The following is a 14153-nucleotide window of genomic DNA, read 5'->3' as shown; positions in this document are numbered from 1 at the left end:
TGCTCGGCGTACGGGCAGTGGTCGAACGTCTCGATCAACCATCACTGCTGGGCGACCGGCACCTACGTAAACGGGAGTTCGCAGTGGTGGCACGTGCAGCGAGTGGGAACTTCGCAGCAGGGGTGGGTGCACGAGTCGTATGTCAGCGTGACCTCGGCTACCGCCTCGATGAAGTGCTGACCGGCTTCTGAAGCTTCGCCGCGCCATCTCGAAGGTGAGCGGCTCGTCGCTCGATTGTGACTCCTGCCGGTTGTGGGCGGGTTGATGTTCTACACTTGCCCACAACCCGCCGGCAGGTCTTGCGCGGACTGGGCCACATCCACCCGACGCAGCTCACATCGACGAGTGCCGTCGGATGGGACTCCCCTGGTGAGGAGCATCGGTCGTGTCTGCGCACATGGCGGCGGTGGTCGGCAAGCCGATCGCCCATTCGCTCTCCCCGGCGATCCACTCCGCCGGATACGCGGCGGCCGGGCTGACCGGCTGGTCGTACACCCGGATCGAGGCCGGCGCGGACGAGCTGCCCGGCCTGGTCGCGGGCCTCGGCCCGGAGTGGGCCGGGCTGTCGGTGACCATGCCCGGCAAGGAGGCGGCGCTCGCGCTGGCCGACGAGGTCTCGCCGGTCGCCGCCGTGGTCGGCGCCGCCAACACGCTGGTACGCCGGCCCGACGGCACCTGGTACGCGGACAACACCGACGTGACCGGCATGGTCGAGGTGCTCACCGGTGCCGGGTGCGTGGCCGGGGCGGTGGTCACGGTGCTCGGCGCCGGCGGCACCGCCCGGGCGGCGATCGCGGCGGCGGCGCGGGTCGGTGCGGCCGAGGTGACCGTGGTGGCCCGCCGACCGGAGGCGATCGACGAACTGCGTCCGGTGGCGGCGGCGGTCGGCGTGCCGCTGGCCGGCGCCGAGTGGGACGGCGCGCCCGCGCACGCCCGCGCCGACCTGGTGATCTCCACCGTGCCGCAGGGCGTGGCCGACCCCCTCGCCGCGCACTTCGACTGGCGGCCGGAGACGGTGTTCTTCGACGCGCTCTACGATCCGTGGCCGACTCCGCTCGCGGCCGGGGCGCTGGCCGCCGGATGCCGGGTGATCTCCGGGCTGGACCTGCTGCTCGCGCAGGCGGTCGGCCAGTTCGAGCACTTCACCGGCGTCTCCGCGCCCCGCGCCGCGATGCGCGCCGCGCTGGGGCGGTAAGGAGGGGGCCCTTCTTAACGCCTGCGGTATAGGCGGGGGCCCCGCTTAACACCTCGCGGGTGAGCGGGGCGGGACGGCGACCGGAGGGCGGACGCTGCTGTCCGCAGGGCGGGACGCCGTCGCCACCGCGTCGCGACGGCCGGTGGTCGTGACAGACTGTCCGCTGTGTTGCGCTGGCTGACTGCAGGTGAATCGCACGGACCCGCCCTCGTCGCGATGCTGGAGGGGGTGCCCGCCGGGATCGAGGTGACGACCGCCGAGATCGGCGGCGAGTTGGCCCGCCGCCGGCTCGGCTACGGCCGGGGCGCCCGGATGGCGTTCGAGCAGGACGAGATCGAGGTCATCGGCGGGCTGCGGCACGGCGTGACGCTCGGCAGCCCGGTGGCGATCCGGGTGGGCAACTCGGAGTGGCCGAAGTGGCAGACCGTGATGGCCGCCGACCCGGTCGACGCCGACGAGCTGGCCGGTCAGGCCCGCAACGCGCCGCTGACCCGTCCCCGCCCGGGCCACGCCGACCTGGCCGGCATGCAGAAGTACGGGCACACCGACGCCCGGCCGATCCTGGAGCGGGCCAGCGCCCGCGAGACGGCCGCCCGGGTGGCCGTCGGCACGGTCGCCAAGGCGCTGGTCCGGCAGGCGCTCGGCGTCGAGATCGTCTCGCACGTCGTGGAGCTGGGCCCGATCGCCGCCAAGCCGGGGCTTCGGCCCACCCCCGAGGACGCGGCGCGGATCGACGCCGACCCGCTGCGCTGCCTCGACCCGGAGGCCAGCGCCCGGATGGTCGCCGAGGTCGACGCCGCGAAGAAGGCCGCCGACACGCTCGGCGGCGTGGTCGAGGTGCTGGCGTACGGGGTGCCGCCGGGCCTGGGCAGCCACGTGCAGTGGGACCGCAAGCTCGACGCCCGCCTCGCGACCGCGTTGATGTCCATCCAGGCGATCAAGGGCGTGGAGATCGGCGACGGGTGGCAGCAGGCGCGCTCCCGTGGCTCCGAGGCGCACGACGAGATCATCCCCACCGCGACCGGGGTGCGCCGGGTCACCGACCGGGCCGGTGGCCTGGAGGGCGGCATCACCACCGGCGAGCCGCTGCGGGTGCGGGCGGCGATGAAGCCGATCTCGTCGCTCAACCGGGCGCTCGCCACGATCGACGTGACCACCGGCGAGCCGGCGACCGCGATCAACCAGCGTTCCGACGTGTGCGCGGTGCCGGCCGCGGCCGTGGTCGCCGAGGCCATGGTGGCGCTGGTGCTGGCCGAGGCGGCGGTGGAGAAGCTCGGCGGCGACTCGGTCGCCGAGATGCGCCGCAATCTGGCCGGCTACCTCGACAACCTGGTGATTCGGTGAGCGCGAGGAACGCAGCGCAGCGGAGTCCCGCAGTCGCGAACGAAAGGTCGGCACGGTGAGCACCCGGCCGGTCTGTGTGCTGGTCGGCGCGCCCGGCTCCGGCAAGACCACGGTGGGGACCGCGCTCGCCGGCATGCTCGGCGTCGACTTCCGGGACACCGACGCGGACATCGAACGGATGGCCGGCAAGCCGATCCCGGAGATCTTCGTCGACGAGGGCGAGGACCACTTCCGTACGCTGGAGCGGGCCTCGGTGGCGGCGGCGCTGGCCTCGCACCCCGGGGTGCTTGCGCTCGGCGGCGGCGCGGTGCTCGCCGAGGAGAACCGGGCCGCGCTGATCGGCCACACCGTGGTGCACCTGTCGGTGGAGCTGCCCGACGCGATCAAGCGGGTCGGCCTGGGCGCCGGGCGGCCGCTGCTGGCGTTGAACCCCCGGGCCACCCTCAAGTTCCTGCTGGACCAGCGTCGTCCGCTCTACGCCGAGGTGGCGACCGCGACCGTGGCGACCGACGGCCGCGCCCCGGAGGAGTTGGCCGCCGAGATCGCCGCCCTGCTCAAGCCCTGACCGCCGTGCCGGTCGTCGGGGCAGCCCGGCGGGTGTGACACCCCACACGTCGCACCGAGCGTCCTCGACGTCGGTGCGGACAACCACGGTGTGGACAGTCGCCGCGCCGGGGGCGGGCGCTGGACTAGGCTGCCGGCGATGGACGAGGTGACCCGGATCCCGGTCGGCGGCGAACGGCCGTACGACGTGCTGGTGGGACGCGACCTGCTCGACCCGCCGCCCGAGCTGCTGCCCGGCGCCGAGCGGGTGGCCTACCTGTTCGCGCGGCCGTTGAAGGCGCTGGCCGAGCGGCTCGCCGAGCGGGCCCGTGCCGACGGCGTGACGCCGCTGCTGCTGGAGGTGCCGGACGCGGAGGCGGGCAAGCACGTCGACGTGGCCGCCACCTGCTGGGACCGGCTCGGCGCGGCCGGTTTCACCCGTACCGACGCGGTGGTCGGGGTGGGCGGCGGCGCGGTCACCGACCTGGCCGGCTTCGTCGCGGCCAGTTGGCTGCGCGGGGTGCGCTGGGTGCCGGTGGCGACCTCGCTGCTCGGCATGGTCGACGCGGCGGTCGGCGGCAAGACCGGGATCAACACGGCCGCCGGCAAGAACCTGGTCGGCGCGTTCCACCCGCCGGCCGGCGTGCTCTGCGACCTGGCGACGCTGGACGCGCTGCCCCCGGCCGACCTGGCCGCCGGGATGGCCGAGGTGGTCAAGTGTGGCTTCATCGCCGACCCGGTGATCCTCGACCTGGTCGAGCGCGACCCGGCCGCCGCCCTGGACCCGGCCGGCCCGGTGCTCCGCGAGCTGGTCGAGCGGGCGGTGCGGGTCAAGGCCGACGTGGTCGGCGGTGACCTGCGCGAGTCCGGGGTCCGCGAGGTGCTCAACTACGGGCACACGCTCGCGCACGCGATCGAGAAGGCGGAGGGCTACCGCTGGCGGCACGGCCACGCGGTCGCGGTGGGGCTGGTCTACGCGGCCACCCTCGCGCGGCTCGCCGGTCGGCTGGACGACGCCACCGCGCGGCGGCACCGCGACGTGCTGGCCGCGCTCGACCTGCCCACCGGCTACCGGGCGGACGCCTGGCCGGAGCTGCTCGCCGCGATGCGGGTGGACAAGAAGACCCGGGGGAGCCGGCTGCGCTTCGTGGTGCTGGACGGCCTGGCCCGCCCGGCGATGCTGGAGGGGCCGCCGGACGAGCTGCTGGCCGAGGCGTACCGGGAGATCAGCTCGTGAGGGTGTACGTGCTCAACGGGCCGAACCTGGGTCGGCTCGGCACCCGCCAGGTCGACGTCTACGGGGTGACCAGCTACGCCGAGCTGGTGGCCGACTGCGAGCGGACCGGCCGGGAGCTGGGGCTGGACGTGGTGGTCCGGCAGACCGACGCCGAGCACGAGCTGCTGGGCTGGCTGCACGAGGCGGCGGACGAGGCGGCGGCGGTGGTGCTCAACCCGGCCGCCTGGTCGCACTACTCGATCGCGGTGCGGGACGCCTGCGCCATGCTGCGTGCCCCGCTGGTCGAGGTGCACATCTCCAACATCCACGCCCGGGAGGAGTTCCGGCACCACTCGGTGGTCTCCGCGGTCGCCACCGGGGTGATCTGCGGGTTGGGCGTGGACGGCTACCGGCTGGCGCTGCGCCATCTGGCGCAGCGTGCGAGTCCGATTCGACACGGCGAGTAGACTTTACAGGTCTGTCCGCCAATTGATGATCAAGGCAGGAAATGGCCTCCACCAACGACCTGAAGAACGGCCTGGTACTCAACCTGGACGGCGAGCTGTGGGCCGTCGTCGAGTTCCAGCACGTCAAGCCCGGTAAGGGTGGTGCGTTCGTGCGCACCACGCTGAAGAACGTGCTGTCCGGCAAGGTGGTCGACAAGACCTTCAACGCGGGCACCAAGGTCGAGACCGCGACCGTGGACAAGCGCACCATGCAATACCTCTACGCCGACGGTGAGGACTACGTCTTCATGGATCTGGAGACGTTCGACCAGATCACCGTGCTCGGCGGCACGGTCGGCGAGGCCGCCAACTACCTCCTGCCGGAGGCCGAGGCGACCGTCGCCACCCACGAGGGCGTGCCGCTCTACATCGAGCTGCCGACCTCGGTCGTGCTGGAGGTCACCTACACCGAGCCGGGCCTGCAGGGCGACCGCTCGACCGGTGGCAACAAGCCGGCCACCGTCGAGACCGGCGCCACCGTGCAGGTGCCGCTGTTCATCACCACCGGCGAGAAGATCAAGGTCGACACCCGCGACGGCCGTTACCTCGGCCGAGCCTGATGGCCGAGGGTCCGAAGCAGCAGATGCCGGCGCGCCGCAAGGCGCGCAAGCGGGCGCTGGACGTGCTCTTCGAGGCCGACCTGCGGGACCGACCGCCGGTCGAGGTGCTCGCCGGCTACCTGGAGCGGATCGAGCAGCCCCGCCCGGACCACATCGGCTACGCGGTCGGGCTGGTCGAGGGCGTCGCGGCGCACCTCGACCGGATCGACGAGACGATCGCCAGCTACGCCGAGGGGTGGACGCTGGACCGGATGCCGGTGGTGGACCGCAACCTGGCCCGCATCGCCGTGTACGAGCTGCTCTACGTCGACGAGATCGACGACGCGGTGGCGATCAGCGAGGCCGTCGAGCTGGCCCGGCAGATGTCGACCGACGACTCGCCCCGCTTCCTCAACGGCATCCTCGGCCGGATCGCCGAATACGCCAGCCGCTGAGGCCCGCAGGCAGGAACGACGAAGGGCCCGTGCCGGACGGCACGGGCCCTTCGTGCGGGCGTCAGGAGGCGAAGAACGCGCGCGGGTCGGCGACGAGCACACCGTGCTCGGTGAGCCGCTCGATCAGGCCGGACGGCGAGGCGTCGTAGACGATCGCGAGGGCGCGCAGGTCGTCGGCGCGGATGGAGAGCACCCGGCCGTTGTAGTCGCCACGCTGCTGCTGGATGGCGCGGGCGTACCGGGCGACGTACGCCAGGTCCTCGGAGGCCTCGTCGTAGAGGCGCTCCAGGTCCAGCACGATCTTGCTGGTCGGCTCGTGACGCACCCCACTGCCGTCGGGCAGCAGCTCGGAGACGGGAACGCGGTAGAAGTCGGCCAGCTCCGCCAGGCGGGACACGGTGACGGCGCGGTCGCCGCGCTCGTACGAGCCGACCACCACGGCCTTCCACCGCCCGTTCGACTTCTCCTCCACCCCCTGCAGGGACAGGCCCTGCTGCTGGCGGATGGAGCGCAGGCGGGCGCCCAGCGACTTGGCGTATTCAGAGGGCATTCGGACACTCCCAGTGCTGCTCGGGGTTCTCCCAGCTATCGCTACGGAGCGTGACGGTACGGGGATTGCGACACGTGGTCAAGTGTTGCCGTCGACGAGGTCCGGGAGGCTGGTGTGGCTTGTCCGCATTTCTCCGGGCTGACCTGCAGGTCAGGACCGGCGGCGGTGGGCCCGGTGACCGCTGGTAACGTGGCGTGAAGCCCCGGTCCGGGCCCCTCGCGGGTCCGCCGGAGTCGATAGACGTCCTTTAACGACCCGTCCCGTGAGGCGGGGAAGGAGGTCCGCCGTGGCCTACCCACCGGCTGCCCATTCGTCGCCGCCGCGACAACCCTCGGTGAAGGTGATCCTCGCCGCCGCCGACGTCTCGCGGGTGGTCGACCGCATCGCCCACCAGATCCTGGAGAAGACCCAGGGCGCCGCCGACACCGTGCTGCTGGGCATCCCCACCCGGGGTGTGCCGCTGGCCCGCCGCCTGGCGGCCCGGATCAGCACGTTCGAGGACGTGACCGTCCCGGTCGGCGTGCTCGACATCACGCTCTACCGCGACGACCTGCGCCGGCACGCCACCCGCGCGGTCGGCCCGACCGACCTGCCGCCGGGCGGCATCGACGGCCGGCGGGTCGTGCTCGTCGACGACGTGCTCTTCTCCGGCCGCACCGTGCGGGCCGCCCTGGACGCGCTCAGCGACGTCGGCCGCCCGGCGTCCGTGCAGCTCGCGGTCCTGGTCGACCGCGGCCACCGCCAACTGCCGATCCGCGCCGACTACGTCGGCAAGAACATCCCGACCGCGCTGGCCGAGAACGTCAAGGTCACCCTCGCCGAGACCGACGGCGACGACGAGGTCAAGTTGTACGGAGGGTCTCCCCGGTGAGCGCGAGGAGTGCAGCGAAGCGGAGCCCCGCAGTCGCGAACGAAAGGTGGGCTCCGGTGAGCGCGAGGAGTGCAGCGAAGCGGAGCCCCGCAGTCGCGAACGAAAGGTGGGCTCCGGTGAGCGCGAGGAGTGCAGCGAAGCGGAGCCCCGCAGTCGCGAACGAAAGGTGGGCCCAGTGATTCGGCATCTGCTCTCCGGCGCCGACCTGGACGCCGACACCGCCACCCTGGTCCTGGACACCGCGGCCGAGATGGCCACCGTGGCCGGCCGGGAGGTCAAGAAGCTGCCCGCGCTGCGCGGGCGGACCGTGGTCAACCTCTTCTACGAGGACTCCACCCGGACCCGGATCTCGTTCGAGGCGGCCGCCAAGCGGCTGAGCGCCGACGTGATCAACTTTTCCGCCAAGGGGTCCAGCGTGACCAAGGGCGAGAGCCTGAAGGACACCGCGCTCACCCTGCAGGCGATGGGCGCCGACGCGGTGGTCGTCCGGCATCCCGCCTCCGGCGCCCCGCACCGGCTGGCCGACTGGGTGGACGGGTCGGTGGTCAACGCCGGCGACGGCACCCACGAGCACCCCACCCAGGCGCTGCTCGACGCGTACACGATGCGCTCCCGGCTGGGCCGGCTCGCCGGCCTGCACGTGGCGATCGTCGGCGACGTGCTGCACTCCCGGGTGGCCCGCTCCAACGTGCTGCTGCTGAGCACGCTCGGCGCCAAGGTCACCCTGGTCGGCCCACCGACGCTCATCCCGGTCGACATCTCGCCCGCGCTCGCCCCCGGCATCGACGTCTCCTACGACCTGGACACCGTTCTACCGAACGTGGACGTGGTGATGATGCTGCGGGTGCAGCGGGAGCGGATGAGCGACTCCTACTTCCCGTCGGCCCGCGAGTACGCCCGCCGCTACGGGCTGGACGGGCCGCGGATGCGCCGGCTGCCCGAGCACGCGATCGTCATGCACCCGGGCCCGATGAACCGGGGCATGGAGATCACGCCCGAGGTCGCCGACTCGCCCCGCTCCACCATCGTCGAACAGGTCGCCAACGGGGTCTCCGTGCGGATGGCCGTCCTCTACCTGCTGCTCGGAGGGAGCAACCGGTGACCGCGTACCTGATCAGAAACGTCAGCCCGGTCGGCGGCGAGCCGACCGACCTGCTCATCCGCGACGGCGTCGTGGCCGAGGTCGGCGCCGGCCTGAGCGCGGACGACGCCACGGTGATCGACGCGACCGGCCTGGTCGCGCTGCCCGGCCTGGTCGACCTGCACACCCACCTGCGCGAGCCCGGCCGGGAGGACGCCGAGACGGTCGAGTCCGGCTCCCGGGCGGCGGCGCTCGGCGGCTACACGGCGGTCTGCGCGATGGCGAACACCTCGCCGGTCGCGGACACCGCCGGCGTGGTCGAGCAGGTGTGGCGGCTCGGCCGGGAGGCCGGCCTGGTCGACGTGCAGCCGATCGGCGCGGTCACCGTCGGGCTGGCCGGCGAGCGCCTGGCCGAGCTGGGCGCGATGGCCGACTCCGCGGCCCGGGTGCGGATCTTCTCCGACGACGGGCACTGCGTCGCCGACCCGCGGCTGATGCGCCGCGCGCTGGAGTACGTCAAGGCGTTCGACGGGGTGATCGCCCAGCACGCGGAGGAGCCCCGGCTCACCGAGGGCGCGCAGATGCACGAGGGCGAGGTCTCCACCCGGCTGGGCCTGACCGGCTGGCCGGCGGTCGCCGAGGAGGCGATCATCGCCCGGGACGTGCTGCTGGCCGAGCACGTGGGCAGCCGGCTGCACGTCTGCCACGTCTCCACCGCCGGCAGCGTCGAGGTGCTGCGCCACGCCAAGGCGCGCGGCGTGCGGGTGACCGCCGAGGTGACGCCGCACCACCTGCTGCTCACCGACGAACGGGCCGAGAGCTACGACCCGGTCTTCAAGGTCAACCCGCCGCTGCGCACCGCCGCCGACGTCGACGCGCTGCGGGCCGCGCTGGCCGAGGGCGTGATCGACGTCATCGCCACCGACCACGCGCCGCACGCGGTGGAGGACAAGGAGTGCGAGTGGGCGTACGCCCGGCCGGGCATGCTCGGCCTGGAGACCGCGCTCTCCATCGCGCTCGACGTGCTCGGCCCGCGGTGGGACCTGATCGCCGAGCGGATGTCGCGCGTCCCCGCCCGGATCGCCGGGCTGACCGGGCACGGCCTCGACCCGGCGCCCGGCGTGCCGGCCAACCTGACGCTGGTCGACCCGGCCGCCCGTCGGGTGATCGAGCCGGCCGAGCTGGCCAGTCGCAGTCGCAACACCCCGTACGCCCGCATGACGCTGACGGGTCGCATCGTGGCGACCTTCCTGCGCGGCGAGCCGACGGTCCTGGACGGAAAGGCTGTCAAGTAAATGGGTAAGAGGCGAAGCGCGATCCTCGTTCTGGAGGACGGGCGCACGTTCCACGGCGAGGCGTACGGCAGCGTCGGGGAGACCTTCGGCGAGGCGGTCTTCAACACCGGCATGACCGGCTACCAGGAGACGCTCACCGACCCCTCGTACCACCGCCAGGTGGTGGTGCAGACCGCGCCGCACATCGGCAACACCGGCGTCAACGGCGAGGACGACGAGTCCGGCCGGATCTGGGTGGCCGGGTACGTGGTGCGCGACCCGGCCCGGATCGGCTCGAACTGGCGCGCCACCGGCGGGCTGGAGGACCGGCTCGCCGCCGAGGGCGTGGTCGGCATCAGTGGGATCGACACCCGCGCGCTGACCCGGCACCTGCGCGAGCGCGGCGCGATGCGGGTCGGCGTCTCCAGCGTCGCCGACGACCCGGCCGCCCTGCTGGAGCGGGTCCGCACCTCGCCGGGCATGGTAGGCGCGGCCCTGTCCGCCGAGGTGAGCACCGCCAAGCCGTACGTGGTCGAGGCGCGGGGCGAGCACCGGTTCACGGTGGCCGCGCTGGACCTGGGCATCAAGCGCAACGTGCCGCGCCGGCTCGCCGCCCGCGGCGTCACCACCCACGTGCTGCCCGCCGGCTCGACCGTCGACGACCTGCTCGCCACCGGCGCGGACGCGGTCTTCCTGTCGCCCGGCCCGGGCGACCCGGCGACCGCCGACGGCCCGGTGGCCCTGGCGCGGGAGGTGCTCACCCGGCGGATCCCGCTGTTCGGCATCTGCTTCGGCAGCCAGATCCTCGGCCGGGCGCTCGGCTTCGGCACCTACAAGCTGGGGTACGGCCACCGCGGCATCAACCAGCCGGTGCTCGACCGGGCCACCGGCAAGGTCGAGGTGACCAGCCACAACCACGGCTTCGCCGTGCAGGTGCCGGGCGTCTCCGCCGGCGCGGTGGTGCCCGACCAGGTGGTCGACACCGAGTTCGGCGGTGTCCGGGTCTCCCATGTGTGCCTCAATGACAACGTGGTCGAGGGGCTGCGGGCCGAGGACGTGCCCGCCTTCACCGTCCAGTACCACCCGGAGGCGGCGGCCGGCCCGCACGACGCGGACTACCTGTTCGACCGCTTCGCGGAGCTCATCGAAGGCGGAAAAAATGCCTAAGCGGACCGACCTGAAGCACGTCCTGGTGATCGGCTCCGGGCCGATCGTGATCGGACAGGCCTGCGAGTTCGACTACTCCGGCACCCAGGCCTGCCGGGTGCTGCGCAGCGAGGGGATCCGGGTCAGCCTGGTCAACTCCAACCCGGCGACGATCATGACGGACCCGGAGTTCGCCGACGCCACGTACGTCGAGCCGATCACGCCCGAGTTCGTCGAGCTGGTCATCGCCAAGGAGCGCCCGGACGCGCTGCTGCCGACGCTGGGCGGGCAGACCGCGCTGAACACCGCGGTGGCGCTGCACTCCGCGGGCGTGCTGGAGAAGTACGGCGTCGAGCTGATCGGCGCCAACATCGAGGCGATCAACCGGGGCGAGGACCGGCAGCTCTTCAAGGACATCGTGGCCCAGGCCGGCGTACGCCTGGGCGTCGAGGACCCGTCGACGCTGACCCCCCGCTCGCGGGTCTGCCACTCCATGGACGAGGTCCGCGCCACGGTCGCCGAGCTGGGCCTGCCGGTGGTCATCCGGCCGTCGTTCACCATGGGCGGCCTGGGCTCCGGCATGGCGCACACCGACGCCGACCTGGAGCGCATCGCCGGTTCCGGCCTGGCCGCCAGCCCGGTGCACGAGGTGCTGATCGAGGAGAGCGTGCTCGGCTGGAAGGAGTACGAGCTGGAGCTGATGCGCGACCGCCACGACAACGTGGTGGTGGTCTGCTCGATCGAGAACGTCGACCCGATGGGCGTGCACACCGGCGACAGCGTGACCGTCGCCCCGGCCATGACGCTGACCGACCGGGAGTACCAGCGCCTGCGTGACCTGGGCATCGCGGTGCTGCGCGAGGTCGGGGTGGACACCGGCGGCTGCAACATCCAGTTCGCGGTCAACCCGGTCGACGGCCGGATCGTGGTGATCGAGATGAACCCGCGGGTGTCGCGCTCCTCGGCGCTGGCCTCGAAGGCCACCGGCTTCCCGATCGCCAAGATCGCCGCGAAGCTCGCGGTCGGCTACACGCTCGACGAGATCCCCAACGACATCACGCTCAAGACGCCCGCCGCGTTCGAGCCGACGCTCGACTACGTGGTGGTTAAGATCCCCCGGTTCGCGTTCGAGAAGTTCCCCGGCGCCGACCCGGAGCTGACCACCACGATGAAGTCGGTGGGCGAGGCGATGAGCCTGGGCCGCAACTTCACCGAGGCGCTCAACAAGGCGATGCGCTCGATGGAAACCAAATCATCTGGTTTCTGGACCGTGCCCGACCCCGACGGGGCCACCCGGGAGAACACCCTCACGGCGCTGCGGATGCCGCACGACGGCCGGCTCTACACCGTCGAGCGGGCGCTGCGCCTCGGCGCGTCGATCGCCGAGGTGGCCGAGGCGTCCGGCGGCATGGACCCGTGGTTCCTGGACCAGATCGCCGGGCTGATCGAGCTGCGCACCGAGATCGTCGACGCGCCGGTGCTCGACGCCGGCCTGCTGCGCCGGGCCAAGCGGGCCGGCCTGTCCGACCGGCAGCTCGCCGCGCTGCGCCCCGAGCTGGCCGCCGAGGACGGCGTCCGCACGCTGCGGCACCGCCTCGGCATCCGGCCGGTCTACAAGACGGTGGACACCTGCGCGGCCGAGTTCGAGGCGACCACGCCCTACCACTACTCGACGTACGACTCGGAGACGGAGGTGGCGCCCTCGGTCCGGCCGAAGGTGCTCATCCTCGGCTCCGGGCCGAACCGGATCGGGCAGGGCATCGAGTTCGACTACTCGTGCGTGCACGCGGTGCAGGCCCTTCGGGAGGTCGGCTACGAGACGGTGATGGTCAACTGCAACCCGGAGACCGTCTCCACCGACTACGACACCGCCGACCGGCTCTACTTCGAGCCGCTGACCTTCGAGGACGTGCTGGAGGCGTGGCACGCCGAGGACTCGTCCGGCAAGGCGGCCGGCGGTCCCGGCGTGGTCGGGGTGGTGGTGCAGCTCGGCGGCCAGACCCCGCTCGGCCTGGCCCAGCGGCTCAAGGACGCCGGCGTGCCGGTGGTCGGCACCTCCCCGGAGTCCATCCACCTGGCCGAGGAGCGGGGCGCGTTCGGCGCGGTGCTGGCCCGGGCCGGGCTGCGCGCGCCCGCGCACGGCATGGCCACCTCGTACGAGGAGGCCAAGGCGATCGCCGACGAGATCGGCTACCCGGTGCTGGTCCGGCCCTCGTACGTGCTCGGCGGCCGGGGCATGGAGATCGTCTACGACGACGCCACGCTGCGCGACTACATCGGCCGGGCCACCGAGATCTCGCCCGACCACCCGGTGCTGGTGGACCGGTTCCTCGACGACGCCATCGAGATCGACGTGGACGCGCTGGTGGACGCGGACGGCGACGTCTACCTGGGCGGCGTGATGGAGCACATCGAGGAGGCCGGCATCCACTCCGGCGACTCGTCCTGCGCGCTGCCGCCGATCACGCTGGCCGGCTCCCACCTCACCCAGGTGCGCCGCTACACCGAGGAGATCGCCCGCGGCGTCGGGGTGCGCGGCCTGCTCAACGTGCAGTACGCGTTGCAGGGCGACACGCTCTACGTGCTGGAGGCCAACCCGCGCGCGTCCCGGACCGTCCCGTTCGTCTCGAAGGCGACCGCGGTGCCGCTGGCCAAGGCGGCGGCCCGGATCGCGCTGGGCGCCACGATCGCCGAGCTGCGCGCCGAGGGGATGCTGCCGCCGACCGGCGACGGCGGCACCATGCCGCCGGACGCGCCGATCGCGGTCAAGGAGGCGGTGCTGCCGTTCAAGCGGTTCCGCACCCCGTCGGGCAAGGGCATCGACGTGCTGCTCGGCCCGGAGATGCGCTCCACCGGCGAGGTGATGGGCATCGACACCGGCTTCGGTCAGGCGTTCGCGAAGTCGCAGGCCGCCGCGTACGGGTCGCTGCCCACCGCCGGGAAGATCTTCGTCTCGGTGGCCAACCGGGACAAGCGCGGCATGATCTTCCCGATCAAGCGCCTGGCCGACCTGGGCTTCCAGATCGTCGCCACCACCGGCACGGCCGAGGTGCTGCGCCGGCACGGCATCGCGTGCGAGCAGATCCGCAAGCACTACGAGTCGGGCGAGGGCGCGGACGCGGTGTCGCTGATCCTCGGCGGCGACGTGGCGCTGGTGGTGAACACGCCGCAGGGCTCCGGGGCGAGCGCCCGCTCGGACGGCTACGAGATCCGCAGCGCCGCCGTCACGGCCGACATCCCGTGCGTCACCACCGTCCCCGGCGCGGCGGCGGCGGTGATGGGCATCGAGGCGCGCATCAACGGCGACCTCCGCGTCCGCCCCCTGCAGGACCTGCACGCCGCCCTCCGGGCCGGCGAGTGACCACCCCGACTTCCGCGTCGATCATGAAGTTGGCGGCGATGTGGATCTCCTCCGCCGCCGCCAACTTCATGA

Annotated in this window: 13 protein-coding genes; 12 read left to right on the top strand and 1 reads right to left on the bottom strand. The window is 72.7% G+C overall.

The window, feature by feature from the left end; genetic code table 11:
• Positions 1 to 397 precede the first annotated feature (397 nt).
• The 7 genes from H1D33_RS13280 to nusB all read left to right on the top strand — a co-directional run bounded on the left by H1D33_RS13280 (position 398) and on the right by nusB (position 5798).
• The gene (locus tag H1D33_RS13280; RefSeq protein WP_181572758.1) at positions 398 to 1195 is read left to right on the top strand and encodes a shikimate dehydrogenase; all 798 of its coding nucleotides are present in this window, start codon (positions 398 to 400) and stop codon (positions 1193 to 1195) included.
• A gap of 165 nt (positions 1196 to 1360) precedes the next feature.
• A complete protein-coding gene (aroC, locus tag H1D33_RS13275) occupies positions 1361 to 2539 on the top strand; it encodes a chorismate synthase (RefSeq protein ID WP_181567777.1) in 1179 nt (392 codons plus the stop codon).
• A gap of 55 nt (positions 2540 to 2594) precedes the next feature.
• Positions 2595 to 3104, top strand: a complete 510-nt coding sequence (locus tag H1D33_RS13270; RefSeq protein ID WP_181567778.1) for a shikimate kinase — start codon at positions 2595 to 2597, stop codon at positions 3102 to 3104.
• A 138-nt stretch (positions 3105 to 3242) separates the two neighbouring features.
• Positions 3243 to 4319 carry a 3-dehydroquinate synthase gene (gene aroB, locus H1D33_RS13265; RefSeq protein WP_181567779.1) on the top strand — a complete coding sequence of 359 codons (1077 nt, stop codon included), beginning with the start codon at positions 3243 to 3245 and terminating at the stop codon, positions 4317 to 4319.
• On the top strand, positions 4316 to 4765 hold the full coding sequence (aroQ, locus tag H1D33_RS13260; protein WP_181567780.1) for a type II 3-dehydroquinate dehydratase: 450 nt from the start codon (positions 4316 to 4318) through the stop codon (positions 4763 to 4765). Before aroB ends, aroQ begins: the two co-directional genes overlap by 4 nt.
• 41 nt (positions 4766 to 4806) lie before the next feature.
• Positions 4807 to 5364, top strand: coding sequence for an elongation factor P (gene efp, locus H1D33_RS13255; protein WP_091067144.1), 558 nt, complete (start codon positions 4807 to 4809; stop codon positions 5362 to 5364).
• A gap of 23 nt (positions 5365 to 5387) precedes the next feature.
• Positions 5388 to 5798: a transcription antitermination factor NusB gene (nusB, locus tag H1D33_RS13250; RefSeq protein WP_181572759.1), complete on the top strand. Its 411-nt coding sequence runs from the start codon at positions 5388 to 5390 to the stop codon at positions 5796 to 5798.
• Positions 5799 to 5859: 61 nt separating this feature from the next.
• Here the strand turns inward: nusB and bldD are convergent, their stop codons facing one another.
• Entirely contained in the window at positions 5860 to 6348 is a 489-nt protein-coding gene (bldD, locus tag H1D33_RS13245) for a transcriptional regulator BldD (RefSeq protein ID WP_013285505.1), read from the bottom strand.
• A 286-nt stretch (positions 6349 to 6634) separates the two neighbouring features.
• Here bldD and pyrR point away from each other — a divergent pair, with 286 nt between their 5' ends.
• The 5 genes from pyrR to carB all read left to right on the top strand — a co-directional run bounded on the left by pyrR (position 6635) and on the right by carB (position 14081).
• The gene (pyrR, locus tag H1D33_RS13240; RefSeq protein WP_181567781.1) at positions 6635 to 7219 is read left to right on the top strand and encodes a bifunctional pyr operon transcriptional regulator/uracil phosphoribosyltransferase PyrR; all 585 of its coding nucleotides are present in this window, start codon (positions 6635 to 6637) and stop codon (positions 7217 to 7219) included.
• Positions 7220 to 7394: 175 nt separating this feature from the next.
• Positions 7395 to 8321: an aspartate carbamoyltransferase catalytic subunit gene (locus tag H1D33_RS13235; RefSeq protein WP_181567782.1), complete on the top strand. Its 927-nt coding sequence runs from the start codon at positions 7395 to 7397 to the stop codon at positions 8319 to 8321.
• On the top strand, positions 8318 to 9595 hold the full coding sequence (locus H1D33_RS13230; RefSeq protein ID WP_181567783.1) for a dihydroorotase: 1278 nt from the start codon (positions 8318 to 8320) through the stop codon (positions 9593 to 9595). The genes H1D33_RS13235 and H1D33_RS13230 overlap by 4 nt, the downstream gene beginning before the upstream one ends.
• On the top strand, positions 9596 to 10741 hold the full coding sequence (carA, locus tag H1D33_RS13225; RefSeq protein WP_181567784.1) for a glutamine-hydrolyzing carbamoyl-phosphate synthase small subunit: 1146 nt from the start codon (positions 9596 to 9598) through the stop codon (positions 10739 to 10741).
• Positions 10734 to 14081, top strand: coding sequence for a carbamoyl-phosphate synthase large subunit (carB, locus tag H1D33_RS13220; RefSeq protein ID WP_181567785.1), 3348 nt, complete (start codon positions 10734 to 10736; stop codon positions 14079 to 14081). Before carA ends, carB begins: the two co-directional genes overlap by 8 nt.
• Positions 14082 to 14153: the final 72 nt, after the last annotated feature.

It is taken from the genome of Micromonospora ferruginea, assembly GCF_013694245.2.
Taxonomy (GTDB): Bacteria; Actinomycetota; Actinomycetes; order Mycobacteriales; family Micromonosporaceae; genus Micromonospora; species Micromonospora robiginosa.
This window is presented reverse-complemented; position numbering and strand designations above follow the sequence as displayed.